This is a genomic window from Flavobacterium sp. (assembly GCF_027490375.1).
Taxonomy (GTDB): domain Bacteria; phylum Bacteroidota; class Bacteroidia; order Flavobacteriales; family Flavobacteriaceae; genus Flavobacterium.
The window spans coordinates 1-17,966 of the sequence record NZ_JAIXYH010000088.1 but is presented as its reverse complement, the minus strand read 5'-3'; the positions used below and the strand labels follow the sequence as shown (position 1 = coordinate 17,966).

General features: G+C 41.0%; 16 protein-coding genes. 4 read left to right on the top strand and 12 right to left on the bottom strand.

Features of this window, described 5'->3' with window-relative positions:
• Positions 1 to 674: 674 nt before the first annotated feature.
• Positions 675 to 1,709 (bottom strand): GntG family PLP-dependent aldolase, encoded by a 1,035-nt coding sequence (locus Q0064_RS13260; RefSeq protein ID WP_298148694.1) that lies wholly within the window; start codon positions 1,707 to 1,709, stop codon positions 675 to 677.
• Positions 1,710 to 1,758: 49 nt separating this feature from the next.
• On the opposite strand from Q0064_RS13260, the gene prfB reads away from it, so the two are divergent.
• Positions 1,759 to 2,860, top strand: a protein-coding gene (gene prfB, locus Q0064_RS13255; protein ID WP_298148693.1) for a peptide chain release factor 2 whose coding sequence is annotated in 2 segments (ribosomal slippage) — positions 1,759 to 1,821 and positions 1,823 to 2,860 — 1,101 coding nt in all. Because the reading frame shifts where the segments join, the coding sequence is not laid out codon by codon here.
• Between the two features lie 68 nt (positions 2,861 to 2,928).
• Here the strand turns inward: prfB and Q0064_RS13250 are convergent.
• The 10 genes from Q0064_RS13250 to Q0064_RS13205 all read right to left on the bottom strand — a co-directional run bounded on the left by Q0064_RS13250 (position 2,929) and on the right by Q0064_RS13205 (position 13,844).
• Positions 2,929 to 3,474: a GNAT family N-acetyltransferase gene (locus Q0064_RS13250; protein ID WP_298148692.1), complete on the bottom strand. Its 546-nt coding sequence runs from the start codon at positions 3,472 to 3,474 to the stop codon at positions 2,929 to 2,931.
• Between the two features lie 3 nt (positions 3,475 to 3,477).
• Positions 3,478 to 4,665, bottom strand: a complete 1,188-nt coding sequence (locus tag Q0064_RS13245; RefSeq protein WP_298148691.1) for a hypothetical protein — start codon at positions 4,663 to 4,665, stop codon at positions 3,478 to 3,480.
• Between the two features lie 8 nt (positions 4,666 to 4,673).
• A complete protein-coding gene (locus Q0064_RS13240; protein WP_298148690.1) occupies positions 4,674 to 5,501 on the bottom strand; it encodes a homoserine O-succinyltransferase in 828 nt (275 codons plus the stop codon).
• Between the two features lie 39 nt (positions 5,502 to 5,540).
• Positions 5,541 to 6,650, bottom strand: a complete 1,110-nt coding sequence (locus Q0064_RS13235; RefSeq protein ID WP_298148689.1) for a carboxylate-amine ligase — start codon at positions 6,648 to 6,650, stop codon at positions 5,541 to 5,543.
• Between the two features lie 29 nt (positions 6,651 to 6,679).
• The gene (locus Q0064_RS13230) at positions 6,680 to 7,630 is read right to left on the bottom strand and encodes a hypothetical protein (protein ID WP_298148688.1); all 951 of its coding nucleotides are present in this window, start codon (positions 7,628 to 7,630) and stop codon (positions 6,680 to 6,682) included.
• A gap of 18 nt (positions 7,631 to 7,648) precedes the next feature.
• Positions 7,649 to 8,362, bottom strand: coding sequence for an alpha/beta hydrolase-fold protein (locus Q0064_RS13225; protein ID WP_298148687.1), 714 nt, complete (start codon positions 8,360 to 8,362; stop codon positions 7,649 to 7,651).
• Between the two features lie 207 nt (positions 8,363 to 8,569).
• Positions 8,570 to 8,974, bottom strand: coding sequence for a glyoxalase (locus tag Q0064_RS13220; RefSeq protein WP_298148686.1), 405 nt, complete (start codon positions 8,972 to 8,974; stop codon positions 8,570 to 8,572).
• A gap of 78 nt (positions 8,975 to 9,052) precedes the next feature.
• Entirely contained in the window at positions 9,053 to 10,654 is a 1,602-nt protein-coding gene (locus Q0064_RS13215) for a M1 family metallopeptidase (protein WP_298148685.1), read from the bottom strand.
• Positions 10,651 to 12,207, bottom strand: coding sequence for a S41 family peptidase (locus tag Q0064_RS13210; RefSeq protein WP_298148684.1), 1,557 nt, complete (start codon positions 12,205 to 12,207; stop codon positions 10,651 to 10,653). The genes Q0064_RS13215 and Q0064_RS13210 overlap by 4 nt, the downstream gene beginning before the upstream one ends.
• An 8-nt stretch (positions 12,208 to 12,215) precedes the next feature.
• Positions 12,216 to 13,844, bottom strand: a complete 1,629-nt coding sequence (locus Q0064_RS13205; protein ID WP_298148683.1) for a carboxyl transferase domain-containing protein — start codon at positions 13,842 to 13,844, stop codon at positions 12,216 to 12,218.
• Between the two features lie 158 nt (positions 13,845 to 14,002).
• Here Q0064_RS13205 and Q0064_RS13200 point away from each other — a divergent pair, with 158 nt between their 5' ends.
• From Q0064_RS13200 to Q0064_RS13190, 3 genes are all read left to right on the top strand, one after another.
• Positions 14,003 to 14,647 carry a DUF47 family protein gene (locus Q0064_RS13200; protein WP_094486535.1) on the top strand — a complete coding sequence of 215 codons (645 nt, stop codon included), beginning with the start codon at positions 14,003 to 14,005 and terminating at the stop codon, positions 14,645 to 14,647.
• Between the two features lie 10 nt (positions 14,648 to 14,657).
• The gene (locus tag Q0064_RS13195; protein WP_298148682.1) at positions 14,658 to 15,935 is read left to right on the top strand and encodes an inorganic phosphate transporter; all 1,278 of its coding nucleotides are present in this window, start codon (positions 14,658 to 14,660) and stop codon (positions 15,933 to 15,935) included.
• 144 nt (positions 15,936 to 16,079) lie between these two features.
• The gene (locus Q0064_RS13190) at positions 16,080 to 16,622 is read left to right on the top strand and encodes a nuclear transport factor 2 family protein (protein ID WP_298148681.1); all 543 of its coding nucleotides are present in this window, start codon (positions 16,080 to 16,082) and stop codon (positions 16,620 to 16,622) included.
• On the opposite strand, the gene Q0064_RS13185 is transcribed toward Q0064_RS13190, so the two are convergent.
• Positions 16,564 to 17,625 carry an o-succinylbenzoate synthase gene (locus tag Q0064_RS13185; RefSeq protein ID WP_298148680.1) on the bottom strand — a complete coding sequence of 354 codons (1,062 nt, stop codon included), beginning with the start codon at positions 17,623 to 17,625 and terminating at the stop codon, positions 16,564 to 16,566. The two genes, Q0064_RS13190 and Q0064_RS13185, sit on opposite strands and share 59 nt — an antisense overlap.
• Positions 17,626 to 17,966: the final 341 nt, after the last annotated feature.

Below are 17,966 nucleotides of genomic sequence, written 5' to 3'. Positions count from 1 at the left end.
TTTTAGCAATTAGCTTTTCTTTACTTTCTTCTTTTTCAGCACGAAGTTTCTTAAAGAATTTTAGCAACTCTTTAGAAGGATTTTCAATATGTAGTATTTGTGATTTCATATAACAACACTACAAAAGTACTTAATTAGAGCTAAAACACAATACTTCAGAAAATTATCGCTCTTTATTCTATTGTTAAAATTAGAAAATGATTTTCTCTAAGCTTAATTTTTCGGCTACTTAAAGGTCTTTAATGTCTCAAGTTTGTGCACTTTTCTAGACTATTTTTGGTTCAGATTTAAAAATTATACATTATATCTCATATTGCGATATGAGGTTTAGAACACTTGAGAGACTGATTTTCTTGAAGTTTTGTTTAATGAAGACTTCTAAAAAAATTAAGCACCATTAGCGGAAATTGCTACTAAAAATCTCAATTTCGGGTGGTCCTAAAGATATGCTCGTAGAACATCCGTTAACAACTATCGTGGTCTTAGGTGGGTCCCTTAGCGATTGGACGAAAACCCTTGCCGAGTGCAAGGCGTTGCAAAAACCGGTTGAAAACGGCTGATAAGCCCGTTTAAAACCGTGATTTTGCCGACTTGTGCTGGCAAGGTTGTAGGGAAAGCGCGACGGCGCCGGAGGTACGACCCGCCGGAAGGGCCAAATAAGAAAACTCGAAAAACTATCCTACTCGCGCACCAATTCGGCTAATGGTTTCCAATACATAATCGTGCATAACTTCTTTATAATCAAGATGTGTGACCATGCGTAATTTGTTGTTGCCCATACTACTGATGTAGATTTTCCGCTCTTTTAAACGCTGGATCAAAGCCGCTTCGTTTAAACCGGGTTGTAGAGAAAAAATTACAATATTGGTTTCGACAGGCTCAACGCGCGCCACCCACGACATTTGCGACAAAATAGCTCCCAACTCCTTTGCTCTGCGATGATCTTCGGCCAAACGACCTACGTGATTGTCGAGTGCATAAATAGCTGCAGCTGCCAAATATCCCGCCTGACGCATGCCGCCGCCAAGCACTTTTCGGATACGCAACGCCTTGTGAATTAACGCAGCATCGCCTACCAAAGCCGAGCCTATGGGCGCACCCAAACCTTTTGAAAAACAAACGGAAATCGTATCGAAATACGCACCAAAACTCAATGGTTGCTGCTGTTTAGCCACCAAAGCATTCCAGATTCGGGCACCATCGAGGTGAAACTTTAATTGATTTTGCCGGCAAACGTTGGCAATGGCAGCAAGTTCGGCCAACTCGTAGCACGCGCCGCCGCCTTTATTCGTTGTGTTTTCAACGCAAACTAAACTTGTAAGCGGACTATGGTAAAACTCCGGATCGGTTATAGCGGCCTGCACTTGATCGGCTCTAATTTTCCCGCGATCGCCGTCGATTAACGCACAAGAAACCCCGCTGTTAAAAGCTACTCCGCCGGCTTCGTAATTAAAAACGTGCGCATACTTATCGCAAATCAGCTGGTCGCCCGGTTGCGTATGCAATTTAATAGCCGTTTGATTGGCCATAGTACCCGACGGAAAAAACAAGGCAGCTTCTTTACCAAATAAGGCGGCCACTTTTCGCTCCAATTCGTTTACCGTTGGATCTTGTTTGTACACATCGTCGCCCACAGGTGCTTGAAACATCGCACGGAGCATTTCCTGTGTTGGTTTAGTAACCGTATCGCTAATTAAGTTTATTTCCATTTGTAGGCAAAGAAGTCTTACTTTTGAGCACGCAAAATTAGACTTATTTATGACAAATACCGAACAGATTAAGGGTATTGTAGAGCGCCTTGGTGCGCTGAGGAGGTATCTTTGACATAGATGCCAAGCTTATCGAAATAGCCAACGACGAAGAAAAGACTTTGGCACCCGATTTTTGGAATCAACCCAAACAAGCAGAAGCATTTGTTAAAACGCTGCGTTCTAAAAAACAGTGGGTAGACGACTACAAGAAAGCCGAGAATTTAACCGAGGAGTTGCAATTGGCATTGGAATTTTTCCGCGAAGGCGAACTTACCGAAGAAGAACTCGACACGGCGTTTGATGCTGCAAATTCGCACATAGAAGCAATCGAATTCCGCAATATGTTGTCGGACGAAGGCGATGCTATGAGTGCCGTTTTACAAATTACTGCAGGTGCAGGCGGAACGGAATCGTGCGATTGGGCTGCGATGCTGATGCGTATGTACTTGATGTGGGGCGAAAAAAATGGTTACAAAGTAAAAGAACTCAACTTTCAAGCGGGCGAAGTTGCTGGAATTAAAACCGTTACTTTAGAGTTTGAAGGCGATTATTCTTTTGGATATTTGAAAGGCGAAAACGGTGTGCACAGATTGGTACGTATTTCGCCGTTTGATAGCAATGCCAAACGCCATACTTCGTTTGTTTCAGTTTATGTGTATCCGCTGGCAGATGATACGATAGAAATCGAGATTTCACCCGCCGATTTTAGCTGGGAAACCATGCGTTCGAGCGGTGCGGGCGGTCAAAACGTAAACAAAGTTGAAACTGCCGTGCGATTGCGCCACCATCCTACGGGTATCATCATTGAGAATTCGGAAACGCGTTCGCAGCTCGACAATAAAACCAAAGCTATGCAATTGCTAAAATCGCAGTTGTACGAAATTGAGTTAAAGAAAAAGCAGGCTTTACGCGATGAAATTGAAGCCAAAAAGATGAAAATTGAATGGGGTTCGCAGATCCGAAATTACGTCATGCATCCGTATAAACTAGTTAAGGACGTGCGAACACAATTTGAAACATCGGACGTTGACGGCGTTATGAACGGTGAAATTGATGCGTTTCTGAAAGCGTATCTGATGCTCATGGGTCAGAAAGAAGAAGAAGCGTAAAAAACGTTTAGGTTTATCATAAAAAAAGCTGTATTTAAACAAGTACAGCATTTTTCTTTGCGAACGTTTTACTCGTAGAGTTTATTGTGTTTTTCCCAATCTTCTCGAGAAAGTCGAAATTCCAGATTAACGGGATTATTGCTCGTTGATTCGAATTCGGATTCGCCAAACAATTTCGCTCCTAATTTGAGTACTGCTTTTTGTGAACGGAAATTGTATTTGCCGACATGAAAAATTATGTGTTCGATGTCTAACGAAAAAGCATGATTAATCATGAGTTGTTTTACAGCTCGATTGTATATACCGCCCCAATATTCCACTGCTAAAAAAGTATAACCGATAGCGATACTTTTGAAGAATTGGTTGTGCTGATAGAAGCGAGATGAACCAATAATTTTCGAAGTTACGCGATCGCGAATTACGTAAGCGGCGGCAGCGTTTTGAGCGCTTTGAAAGTACTTTTTAAACACTTCAAGTTCATGTCTGTTTTTCTCAGGATGCTGCTCCCAAATACGGTAATCAGAAGCAACGGCGTAAAGTTCATCGAAATGTTCAGGCACGAGTAACTCCAGACGAACTAAATCATTTTTAAGGTCGTTTGATCTAAAGGGCATAAATTATTTTGTAAAAAGGCCTAGGGTACCTCCTACCCAATCTTTGTCTTTGTTAAACTTCACTCCAATCATTTCTCCTCTACTTAGTCGAACCAAATTGCAAAGCAGTGTAGGTCGGTCTGCTCCGTTTGGCCACAAACAAAGTACTCTAATTTCAGCTTTTACCAAGCCGTCGGGCGACTGCACTACTGGTTTGTAATGCACTTTTTTCTGCAAAATATATAAATCTTTATCGACAACTGCGTCGATATCTGCTTTCGTTACGTGAAAAACAACTCCAGAGCCACTAAACGAGAAAAGTGGTTTTAGTACGTAGTTTTCTAAATCGGCTGGTATTTCTTCAATCTCGCTTAGTAATTGTGTTTCAATAAAATACGTTCCTTTTAGATACGGCAATATGAACTTGCTAATTCGAAAGAACCAATTTGGATGTCCGGCCCATTCCACAGCTAAATCTTCTGTAAATGAAAAGTTTAGTTTTAAATCGGTACGAACGTCGAGCTCGTCAAAAATTACGCGATTGTAGATTCGCTTTATCGGTTTTAAATCGCCGTTTTCATTGTAATACAGCTGATTTCCTTGCTTGATAACCTCAGTCACACAAAGAATCTTTATACCGAATTGCCGCGCACAATAGTAGAAATCGATTTTGGTATTTTGCTTTTCTGGTTCGATTTCTAAAAGCATTACTTCTTCGGGAGCGTGATTCCCTAGAATAACCTTTCCTAAAATTTCGTAGTACTCTTCGTTACTAATGTTATTAAAAAACGGTGTTAGTTCCGATAAAAACGGATATACGCTTTTGAATTTTTCGAAGATTTCGATTTGGAAATTAAAAAGCGACGGAAATCCTTGCACTTCAATTAGTTTCGGAACTACAGCTCCGTTTTCTTCACAAATTCCAAAATCAATTGCTAAAAACTCGGTGTGCTCAGTTTCGTTTGGCACTTCTTTGTTGAGTTCTAGCGCACGCTGCGTTTGCGCTTTGAAATCCGGATTTTTTATAAAGTCGATGACTTGTTCGCAAGCATCAATCAGTTGCTTTTTCAGAGATTCGTCGACGAACAACGGAGTTTCCGCCATCCGAAACGTAGGCATATAGTCGAAATCGGCGGCTACAGCTTGTTTGAAAGCGTCGTACTTTTCGGTTGAAAAAGCCTCGTTAAAGCGTTTTCTGTAGTCTGTAATCATGGTGCTTACTAATTAGATTGTATTTTTTTGTGTGTAAGCAAGTGATTGATAGCTGTTCGAAGAAAGTTTGGGATAAAGGTTTCGTTGGTGCGATATACCTTTTCGTCGTCAAGCAAATCTTCTAACATATTTCTGAATTTTCTTCTGCCTTTCATGGCTTTAATGCGCTCGCGTTTTTTCTCGTCGCGCAAATTAGCAATGAAGCTAATTGGGTCGGCTTCGGGATGAAACTGCGTTCCAATGGCGTATTCTGAGAATCGAACGGCCATAATTGCGCGTTCGTACTGCACGTGATCGCGAATTTTTTCAAGCGACAAGATTTGTGCACCATGTTTTTTGAAGACGCTCAATTTTGGTTGAACCACCTGATAATCGCGTGAATCTACCGCATAATACGGGTCGTCTAATCCTTCAAAGATCGGATCATTAAATCCCTCTTTGGTTTTGTGAACGGTCATTACGCCAAAAGAGGTGTCGTTTCGTTTCGTTATTTCCGCAAGTCCGAAGTGTTTGCAAGCCATTTGGAAGGAATGACATATAAAGAGGATGTGCTTTTTTACTGGTTTTTCCTTATTCCAAAGCATGAGTTCATCAATAAAATTGAAGTACTTCGCATCCCAAACGCCGTCGCCTTCTAAAGGATTTCCCGGACCGCCGGTCGAAATATAAATATCGTATTCGGCTAAAGCGGGAAATTCTGCTTTTCCTCGAACATTAAAAACCTTAAAGCTTACTAACTGATTGAATCGGTTTATGATATCTATGATGCAGCGCATGCCTTGATTTGGCTCGCCGTCGTACATATCGAGTATGGCAATTTTAATTTCTTGATTCATTTGTGTTGTGTCAGATTGCAAATATAAGGCAGGAAATTGTTAAAGTCCTTTCGTAAATTCGGCAGTTATGAAATCTACTACTTTCGTTAAATCTTGTGTTTGATTAAAAACAGCCAATTGCTTGTCGGCACCTGTACCTTCAGCCATCATGCGGTGAACGTACTCGATTTGTTTTCTGCTGCCAAGCTCATCGACAACATCTTCAACAAAATCAAGCAGTTCTAAAATCAATGATTTGGTTTCAACTTCCTGTTTCAAACCAAAATCGATCATGCAGTTTTCGATTCCATAACGCGCAGCGCGGAATTTATTCTCTTTTATAAGTGCCAATCGATAAATATTGAAACTGGTGTTTTGAACGGTTAATTTGTACAACTTCGCGACTATCGCCTGTATGATTGCCACCAAACACATGGTTTCATCGACTGTTAGCGACATATCGCAGATTCGAAATTCGATCGTGTTGTAAAACGGATGTAACCGCAAATCCCACCAAATCTTCTTGGGATTATCGATACAATTCGTCTTCACTAAAGTGTCGAGGTAATTGTCGTAAGCGGAAACCGAATCGAAATATTCGGGTAAGCCCGTTCTAGGAAACTTATCAAAAACTTTGGTTCTAAACGATTTATATCCGGTTTGTCGACCTTCCCAAAACGGCGAGTTTGTCGAAAGTGCAAAAATGTGCGGCAAGAAATAGCAGGCTTGATTCATAAGCTGCATACCAATTTCCCGATTTTCAATACCGACGTGACAATGCATGCCAAAAATCAGATTGGAGCGCGCGGCGTCTTGCAATTCGTTTACAATGTTGTGATAGCGCGGATCGTCTGTAATTGGTTGATCTTGCCAGCGCGAAAACGGATGTGTTCCCGCACCACCGACAACCAAATTTTGTTTATCGGCTAATTCGACAATTTTAGAACGAAGAAACTTAATTTCCGATTCGGCTTCGGCAACGTTATTACAAATGTTGGTTCCAACTTCTACAACGCTTTGATGCATCTCGGCTTTTACCTGCTCGTTGAGAATAATCTTGGCGCCGTCGACAATTTTCGACAAGTGCGAACGTAAATCCCGTGTTTGCGGATCGATGATCTGGTATTCCTCTTCTACTCCTAAAGTAAAAGTGGGTAGCTTGGTTTTCATGTGTTTTTGGATCTGACGTTAAACATCATTTAGAGCGGAAGTGCGGCCGATTGCTTGATAAAGTCGCCCCAACGCAAATTCATTTGACCCGATTTGTGTTTTTTAGCAAATCCGATGGCCATTTTGGCGGCTTCTTCTACAACCCAATCAAAATTCTCTCTTCCTACCGAAGTTAATTCGGCATCTGGTGCTGGATTACCAAAGTCGATTGCGTACGGAATTCCATCGCGTACAGCAAACTCTACCGTATTGAAATCGTATCCCAAGCCGTTGCATAAACGCAAAGTGTAGTCTTTAATCGTAGCTAACAATTTCTTGTCGGTTACCGGATTATCAACCACATAGCGCAAATGATGCGGGTTCCTTGGTTCGTATGGCATGATACGTACCGCTTTTCTGCCTAAGCAATACACGCGGAAATACGAATCGAAAACAATTTCTTCTTGCAAAAGCATTACTAATTGTCCGGTTTCGCGGTGTTTTTGCCAGAATTCATCGCGATTTTCAAGACGATATACATTTTTCCATCCGCCGCCGGCATACGGTTTCATATACGCTGGAAAGCCTACATAATCGAACATGCCTTCCCAATCGAGTGGATATGCGAGGTTTCGGAACGACTTAGCCGTAGTGTCGGTTGGATGTTCTGCCGAAGGTAAAATTACGGTTTTAGGAAGCGGAACTCCCAAGGTATCAGCCAAACAGTTGTTGAAAAACTTATCGTCGGCACTCCACCAAAACGGATTGTTTATAACGTTCGTGCCGGTTAAAGCCGCGTTTTTAAGGAATGCGCGATAAAAAGGAACGTCTTGCGAGATACGATCGATGATTACAGCGTATTCGTGCGGACGATTTTGGATAACTTTATCGATGCTTACCGCTTCGGCGATGATGCCTTTTTCATTTTTTTCGTTTACACGTTCGATAAAAGCGGCTGGAAAAGTGTCTTCCATGCCAAATAGAATACCAATCTTTTTCATATTGAGTGTTTTGTTAGTTTAGAAGAATTTAATTCGTGATAAGTAGTGTGGAAACATTTCGCGCCAAACGGGCCAATCGTGTTCGCGATCTTGGCGGATATCCAACCAATGATCGACTGATTTACCGGCAAGTACGCGACTTAATTTGAGGTTTGCATCGAAACAAATATCCCAATTACTGGTTCCTAAGATGATGTCCATATTCCATAGTTCGTGATCGTTTAAACCGTGGAGGTAATCTTCTGGACTGTTGTAGAACACATCGTCGTTATGAAAACCATTCATGAAGCTTTTGATGCTGAATGCGCCACTCATAGAAAACATGTGGCTGACGTAACCCGGATGGCGAAATGCGAAGTTGGCTGCATGATAACCGCCGAAGCTACAGCCGGCGACAGCTACTTTATGCGAGTACGTATTATGACGTACGCGTTCTACGATTTCGTGGCAAATCATTTTGTCGTACCAAACATGATTTTGAATGCGGTGTGCCGGATGAATGTTTTTGTTGTAAAAACTGTCTTTGTCGATACTATCGGGACAAAAAATTTGGACTAATCCCTGTTCGAGATACCATTGTGCCGAACCGATTAAACCTTGGTCGCGGTTTTCGTGGAAACTTCCCATCGAAGTTGGAAACAAAATAACTGGATAACCCGCGTGGCCAAAAACCAGCATTTCGATTTCGCGACTTAAATTGGGAGAATACCACTTAAAATATTCTTCTTTCATAGTTTGTGATTCGTTCTAGACAAGTTTAATCAATTCAATCGAAAAAAAGCGCACAACGGCTTATTATTATCAGATTATCTATAAAAAGCCTAGCAAATTCGAAATATATTAAGGAAGTCAATAAAAAATATGCAACTGCCAAAAGATATGCAGTTGCGTCGCCTTTCGATTGCTTGAAAACGCTGCGCTTCACATGGAAATTTTACTCTAAAACGCGGTTTGCAGGTCGAAAAGCTGCACTTGATTCTTTAAACGTTCGATCAGCATCCCCATCATTCTTTTGTTAAGTGCGGACGAATTTTTGATGTACGTCTCAAATTCTGCTTCGGTAAAAAGAGCAATGACCATTCCTTTTAACGCATTTCTGAATTTGATATCGCGTTGAATGCTGTGTTCTATAAATTGTAGTTTCTTTTCAACTGAAAGTTGCGCAAAATCGACCTTACTCTTACTGATGTAGTTTTTGAAAACAGCTATAAATAGATTGTTTTGCAATTTGAGGATAGGTCGTAAGGTGGCGTTTTGAAAAATCTCGTCGGCCGACGAATTAGGCTGGATACTTCCGAGCGTCGGACCGCGGAAATCGGTTAGAAATTGATCCCTGGCTTCCATCTTTTTCTTTTAAAATTACGAAAGAAGCCGTTGCACATTTCACTGCTGTTCAGATGTTTTAAACATCTTATTAACCAATTAACGAACGATGAGCTTTACCAAAGATGCTCCTTTGACGTGTTGCACAGATTTTGTATTTTTAGGAATAGAAACTGATTTTTCCTTCGTTTCAACTTCTAGTAGTACTAATACATTGTCTACGAGCACCGGAACGCGAAGCACAAAATCGGCAGGAACATTTAGCCAGCGGTATTTGAGCTTTGATTTTTCGATTTTAACTTCCAATTTCGGAATTTCGGTAGTTCGTAGATAAAAATCGAACACTGGTTTAAGATTTGAAGCAGTTTCTCGGCTCCAGAAGTCTTCAATTTCAGCAGAAGTTACGATTTGCTTTTGGTACGTGAGACACATTTTTTTTAGTGCTTCCTTGAACTTTGCATCATCGTTCATGTGATTTCGAATCGTTTGAATGATGTTCGCACCTTTAAAATACATATCGCCCGAACCTTCTTCATTAATGCCGTAACGACCAATAATTGGAATATCGTTTCCTATGAGATCTTTAATTCCGTCTAAATATTGATAGGCTGCATCTTTTCCTTCGGCACACTCCAAATAAACAATTTCGCTATAAGTTGTAAAACCTTCGTGCACCCACATATCGGCAATGTCTTTTGTGGTGATGCTGTTTCCAAACCACTCGTGTCCAGCTTCATGTACCAAAATAAAATCAAACAACATACCGGCACCTGATCGCGACAAATCGTTACCCGCATATCCTTTTGAATAGCGATTTCCGTAAGCAACAGCACTCTGATGTTCCATACCTAAATAAGGAGCTTCGACCAGTTTGAATCCGTCTTTACTAAACGGATATTCGCCAAAAGCCGCATTAAAACAATCGAGCATTTTAATAGTTTCGTCTTTAAATTGCGGGAATTTCGAAGCGTTCTCTTCCAACATCCAAAAATCTAAATCCAATCCTTTGTGCACTTCTTGAAAGCGCTGAAATTTCCCCAAATAAAACGTAATGTTATAAGCATTTATTGGTTCGGTAACACGCCAATGCCAAATGGTGTGCCCGTTTTTAAGCTGACTATTGGAAATCAACCGGCCATTTGATACCAAAGGTAGATTTTCGGAAGTCGACATTTGGAAATCGACACCAAAATCAGGTTCGTCGGACTGAGAGTCTTTGCACGGAAACCACGCACTGGCTCCCAAACCTTGCACGGCAACGCCTACAAAAGGGTCTCCGGACTTACTTTTTCTAAATACCAAACCACCATCCCAAGGCGCATTTCTGGCAACAATCGGATTTCCGTGATAATACACCTCAATTTCGCGCTCTTCAACCACAGTCGAAATAGGAATCGCAACAAATACAGCGCCTTCGATACGTTTATAAGTACATTTTTGTTTATTGAGAATGATGGAATCTAGGACAAGATTTTCAGCTAAATCAATTTGAATTTCACGAGTTTGCGCTTGTACTTTCGCTCGAATGGTATTGAAACCCGAAACCGACTTGCTAGGAACATCCAAGTGAATATTTAAGTCGTAATGCAGTACATCGTAGTTTATACGTTCGGGGCGCAAACCGCCTTTCAGCGAATCTTTTTTCGTTTGTGAAAAACTAGATAAAACGCTTGCAAGCAGCGCAAAAATTAATAATCTCATTTGTTCAATTTAATCAATTCTAAGGCTTTTTCCATTTCAACATCGCGTTTAGCTATCAAATCATCGACTGTAATTTTAGTCTCATAATCAGGGAAAATTCCGCGTCCTTCCTCAGCTGTTTTGCAGGTTGGGACGATCTTCATCAAACCTAAACGCAAATAAATTTCTGAATTTTTAAGACGCACAAGTGGCATTCTGCCCGCTACGGTTCCGTTGTAGGCACCTCCTGTTTCCTGACCAATAAAAACGGCTCGTTTACTACCTTTTAAATTAGATGATATAATGCAGGAAGCAGAAAAACTACCTCCGTTTATCAATACATAAACCGTTCCATCAAAAGCCGTTGCTCTTGGTTTTCTTTTCTTGTGCTCCGGACCTCGATAGTAATATTTTCCATCGGAACCTTTTCGTACTTTGAAGAAGTTATACGTATAGTAAAACGGTGCTCCGATTAAAGCAAGCGTTTTCCGAAGCAGATTCCCTCCTTTAAAATAATCGGCTTTGAAAAGCGAAGTTTTTCCAGCAACTTCCGTTCGATCGCAAAAAACGTATGGTTCTTTTGAAAGATACGAATACAGATAGCCAATTTCTGAAAGTCGGCCGCCGGGATTGTCTCGCAAATCGATGATCAGATTCTTTATTTTTTTCTGTTTTAAAGCAATAAAGGCGTCTTTGTAAAAATCCTCGTACTTCCCAATCGAAAAGCCTCGAATTTTCATCACGGCCGTAGTCGAATCGGTTGTTACGATTGAAAAAGAACGGTTGTAGGTTTCCGTGACCGGATTGTACCCGTAATACCTATTTTTTCGGTGTTTTTCTTTGAGTTCTTTCTTACGCTCCTTATTCGAAATTTTAGTTTCAGTTGTTTTCTCTTCTTTTGCTGCTTTAGCTTCGCGAATGAGAACTTTTTGGAATACGCTGTCGCGGAAGCTTAAAGTATAAGTAACGCTGTCTTGTAAACCGTGTTCCACAGTGTAGTACGTGGAAAATAGATTCCCAAACCGCTCATCGATAAATGTTCTATTGTAACCATCGGAAGTGTACAAACGCGAATATTTCGCATATAAATCAGTAACACTTTCCTTATTGATAGCCAAAACGCGCGTTCCGATTGCTATTGTCGAGTCTTTAGAGGCGTTTTTTGTGACGAATAATTTCCCGTCCAGCCATTGAAATTCCAATTGAGAAAACGGCCCTTTTCCTTTTGAATTGAGAATCTTGGTTTCGACTTTTGAAAGTCTTTTTCTAGGAGGCACCACCGACAAATGTCCTTGCCGAATTGAATTTACTACAGGCGCTAGCTGCGTGTAAAACTCGTACGGTTTCATGGGTTTAGAAAGCGTATTGGTAAAGCTGTCTATTTTGAATTTAAAATCGCTTTCGCTGATGTACCAATCTAAATCAGCTTGATACTTTTTTAAATTTCTATAGGCTTTTTTAACATCGGCTTTCAGTTCGTTTGGCTGAATATCAGTACTTATTTTGGCGTTGTATTGTTGCGTACTTCCACAACTAGCTAGCAGTACTGCCGCAGCAAATAAAATTCGCTTCATAAACTCTCTTAGGTTTGAATAACACCCAGATTAAACTTTTTCTCGATCGGTGCGTTGTTTGCTGCTTCGATTCCCATCGAAATCCAAGTTCGTGTGTCGAGCGGATCTATAATTGCATCGGTCCACAAACGTGCAGCAGCGTAGTATGGCGAAACTTGCTTGTCGTATTTCGATTTTATCTTTTCAAACAAAGCTTGTTCTTTTTCGGCATCAACAATTTCACCTTTCGCTTTAAGCGCAGCCGCTTCAATTTGCATCAGCACTTTTGCAGCTTGTGTTCCGCCCATTACCGCTAATTCGGCACTTGGCCAAGCAAAGATTAATCGCGGATCATACGCTTTTCCGCACATAGCATAATTTCCGGCGCCGTAACTATTTCCAACGATTACCGTAAATTTAGGAACCACCGAGTTCGAAACGGCATTTACCATTTTTGCTCCATCTTTGATGATTCCGCCGTGTTCCGATTTGCTTCCTACCATAAAACCCGTCACATCTTGAACAAAAACCAACGGAATTTTCTTTTGATTGCAATTAGCGATAAAACGTGTTGCCTTATCTGCCGAATCGGAATAAATGACGCCTCCAAACTGCATTTCGCCTTTTTTAGACTTAACGACTTTGCGTTGGTTGGCAACAATTCCAACAGCCCAACCGTCGATACGAGCGTAAGCTGTGATGATCGATTGTCCGTAACCTTCTTTATAGTAATCCAATTCCGAATTGTCAACCAACCGTTCTAATATACTCACCATATCGTACTGATCGGATCTGGATTTGGGAAGAATTCCGTAAATCTCTTTTGGATCGGCTTTTGGTGGTGCACTTTTCTCGCGGTTAAATCCGGCTTTTTCGAAATCGCCGATTTTGGAAACGATTCGTTTGATTCGATTTAAGGCATCGTGATCGCCTTTCGCCTTGAAATCCGTTACGCCCGAAATTTCACAATGTGTTGTCGCACCACCAAGCGTTTCATTATCGATTTTTTCACCAATAGCTGCTTTTACTAGGTAACTTCCAGCAAGAAAAATACTGCCGGTTTTATCAACAATTAAAGCTTCGTCCGACATAATCGGCAAGTACGCGCCTCCAGCTACGCAACTTCCCATAACAGCGGCAATTTGCGTGATTCCCATGCTACTCATAATCGCATTATTCCTGAAAATGCGTCCGAAATGTTCTTTATCTGGGAAAATTTCATCTTGTAAAGGCAAGTAAACACCGGCAGAATCGACCAAATAAATGATCGGAAGTCGATTTTCCATCGCAATTTCTTGTGCGCGTAGGTTCTTTTTGCCGGTAATCGGAAACCAAGCACCCGCTTTTACGGTGGCGTCGTTCGCAACAACTATGCACAGTTTTCCGGATACATAGCCGATTTTAATTACAACGCCTCCGCTCGGGCAACCTCCATGTTCTTCGTACATTTCATCGCCAACAAAAGCACCAATTTCAATGCTGTTTGTTTTATCATCTAACAGATAATCAATGCGTTCACGAGCAGTTAATTTTCCTTCGCCGTGTAATTTTTCAATGCGTTTTTGGCCGCCGCCGAGCTTAACTTTTGCGTACTTTTGTTTGAGTTCGGAAAGTAAAAGTCTGTTGTAATCTTCGTTTTTATTGAAGGTCAAATCCATACGTTAACTGCTAGTTTAGTGTTCGCTAATTTATGTAATTCGGGAATGTTTCTGGAAGATTTTTGAATTAGACGTTCAAGTAATCTAAAGTTAATAGATTAGTTAACGTTAACTTAACATGGTAGCGATACTTTTGCAGCCGTAAAACATGCCTTATCATGACCGTAAACAATTTCTTTCAATTTTTAGTTCCTAAGGACAAGAAGTTTTTCCCGCTTTTTGAGCAAGCAACCGCAAATCTGATTCTAATGGCTTCGGCCTTGCATGAAGTGGTTAACCTCCCTCCTTCTGAACGCGTTACTGTTTATCAAAAAATTGAGGAGTTCGAACAAGTAGCAGAAGACATTACACGACAAGTAAACCTTGAGTTAAGTCGCAATTTTATCACTCCGTTTGATCGTGAAGATATTTATGCTCTGATTACTGCCATAGACAACATCACTGGAAATTTGTACGGCGCAGCGAGCAGAATGCGTTTGTATCACGTAGATAAAATCACAAAATCGATTCGTAAATTAACTGAAATCAATCTAGAAGCTTGTCAAAGTATCGATTATGCGGTTCAAGAATTGCGCGATTTAAAGAAAATCAAACGCATTACTGATGCTTGTTTGAAAATTCAAAAACTAGAAAATAAGTCGGATGCCGTTTACGATAAAGCTGTTGCTGATTTATTTGAGAATGAAAACGACGCGAAGAACATCATTAAATACAAAGAAGTTCTTTCGGTTTTGGAATCGGCTGCTGATAAGTGTAAGAGTGTCGCCAGCGTTCTAGAAGGTATTGCCGTTAAACATTCGTAATTAAAGCGCGATGACATTACTCATTATTATTATCGCATTAGCGCTGGTTTTTGATTACATCAATGGCTTTCACGATGCGGCAAATTCGATTGCAACTGTTGTAGCAACTAAAGTACTTTCACCTTTTCAAGCCGTGCTTTGGGCTGCGTTCTTCAACTTTTTAGCCTACTGGGTTTTTGGCTTTGGCGTTGCAGATACGGTTGCTAAAACTGCACACACAATGGAAATCGACTTAGTGGTTATCCTTGCGGGTGTAATTGCAGCGATTATCTGGAACTTATTTACGTGGTGGCAAGGAATTCCCTCCAGTTCATCGCATACGTTAATTGGTGGTTTCGCGGGATCGGCGATTGCTCATGCAGGATTCGATGTCGTAAACTGGTATATTCCCGCTAAAGATGGTGGTCTACCTTCAGGCGTAGCAATCGTTATCGCTTTCATCGTTCTAGCGCCTTTTGTGGGTGCTTTGGCTTCATATTTAATCAGCGTTTGGTTGCTTCATGCCTCTCGAAAATCGATTTGGCCCAAACTGTTTACAGCCGGTATTATCATTCTAACCGTTTGGTTCATTTCCACACAATTACATTATTACGAAAAGATAAAAGAACCGCGATTTGAATCGGAGTTTTGGAGTGTTGTTTTCGAATCTCACAACATCAAATGGTTCCTTATTGGGTTTATAATTCTTACGCTAGCCATCTTCGCTTTGGTTTTTAGTTCGTTGAGCAATTCAAGAGCTGAAGTAATTTTGAAGCGTACGCAACTTATATCTTCCGCGGCATTTAGTTTAGGCCATGGTGGAAACGACTCCCAAAAAGTAATGGGTATCATTGCGGCTGCGGTTGCCGTGTACATCAATACAAGTGGCAGTGCACAAGCGGCTATGCCGGAATGGCTTGATGTAGTGTTACCAAAAGACGATACACCCGGAAAAATGCCGGAATGGATTCCGCTTGCTTGTTACAGTGCGATTGCGCTGGGTACACTTAGCGGCGGTTGGAAAATTGTAAAAACCATGGGGTCGAAAATCACGAAAGTAACCGCCTTTGAAGGAGTTGCTGCTGAATCGGCCGGTGCATTAACGCTTTACTTTACGGAACATTTAAAGATCCCTGTTTCAACAACACATACGATAACCGGATCGATTATTGGTGTTGGTCTAACGAAACGTATTTCGGCAGTACGCTGGGGTGTCACCGTGAGTTTAGTCTGGGCGTGGGTCTTAACCATTCCGATTTCGGCGATTTTAGCTGCTTTGATCTACTGGATCTTAAAAATATTTATCTAGAACTTTTTTAGTGATATCAACATTAAAGAATTCGCTCCCTGTGGGCGAATTTTTTGTTTTTAGTACGTTAAAAAAAAGTAGCCGCGAGACTCGGATTTTTAACAGATTTCAACGATTTTTGTTACTGTCTGGTTACATTCGCTTATGCAAACAACTCAGGAACTCGCAGCAAATTATTTTCATGCGTGGTTGCGGCAAGATGCAGCAGCTGCGTATTCTTTTTTGCACACCGATTTCAAGTACTGGGAAATTATTGCTGGTGAAATGAATCGTTCGGATTTTTTCAGATTTCTAAATACGTGGTTTAACAAGCCAACAGAAATGTTTTTTACGTACGATTTTCTAGATGCCGGCATCGATTATGCCGTGGTGCGCTATTACTCGTATTTCAATTATCCAGGCAACGGTTTTCGCATAAAATTAGAGGTAATTTCCGAGCTATTCTTCCACAAAGACAAAATCATCAGTCAGAACGATTCGATTGATCTGTACCAATTCTCACGTCAAGCCTACGGAATATTTGGGCTCATTTTCGGTCACAGTTTGTTCATGCATAAAATGTTAGCACGACAAATGCGGTATCCCGTTTGGTTGGCCAATCCAAAAATGGATGCTGAAAATCCGTTATCTAAAAAGCTGTTTTTTCGAAGTTCCGAAGTACGTCGGATAACTCCCACGAAAAAGTAGATCGGAAGTTTAGAAAACCCGATTTTACCTCCAAAGGCGAATCGAAATTATTGTCATACAACGCTCCTGTTCCTAAACCTTGTGGGATTATATTCTTATGAATAGCAGTAAATTGCGCTATCGCATTTAAACCAATGCTACTTTCTAAAGCCGAAGTAATCCACCAACCTATTTGTCTGTTTTCACACGCTAAAATCCATTGCTGGGTGGCTTCCCAACCACCTAAAAAGCTGGGTTTAAAAATGGCGTACTGCGGCGCAATAAAGTCGAGAACTTCGTTGGTGTTTTGCAAACCAATCAACTCTTCATCAAGTGCAATCGGGAGAATATTTTTGCTACACAGTTTTCGCATTTCCTCCCACTGCCCTGCTTTTATAGGTTGTTCAATGCTGTGGATATCAAACTTAGCGAGTTCGTTTAATTTAAATGTCGCTTCTTCCTTGCTGAAGGCGCCGTTGGCATCTACGCGGATTTCGAGCGTGTCTTTCGAAAACGCAGCGCGAATTTCTTTGAGGATAGCTAGTTCACTGTCGAAATCCAAGGCTCCCACTTTTAATTTCAAACAACTAAAGCCGGCGTTTAGTTTTGCTGCCACTTCAGCTTTCATTTGGTCGGCACTACCCATCCAAATCAAACCATTTATCGGAATCCCAGCCGTTCCTCTTGAGAAATCGTTGTCGAAAAGCAAAAAAGGATTCTCGGCTTTAAGTGATTTTCCGGCGATTTCAAATCCGAAATTTATCGACGGCCAATCATTCAAATCTAAATCCGAAATAGCTGTACCTGAGTTCACTAAATCGCAAAATTCGTTGAGTTTCGAAACGTAATTTGGTCGATCGTCGTAACTCAATCCACGTAGCAGTCCGCACTCGCCTATTCCGGATTTCTCGCCATCTGACAGCAAGATAAAATGCGATTCTTTCTGCAGCAATACACCACGCGATGTACCTGCGGGTTTTATAAAATTCAAAAAATACGAATAAGCTCGAGCAGTGACGGCCATAACAAGTATATACGCACAAAAATACGTATTGCTTACCGAAGTTAAAGCGGTAATATCAGTTCACTTCGATTATTGACGGTGGAATTGATTACATAACGTGACTTCGAGAGAAAAATTGAAGTTAGAAATCATTTACAATAGTTGGTTAATACCAAGTGAATCTTTAAAGTAGGCTAAAGAAAAATTCGTTAAGGTGTTCAAGTACGGTTTCAGATGCGTTTAATTTGGGCAGCATTTCCGGCTTTCGGCTGTATCTTTTTATTCCGCGTTGCTCCATTAAAAGGATGCCGCCTCTATCCGGGCTGCGGAAATCGTTACCTTCAACTGCACCACCGATTTTG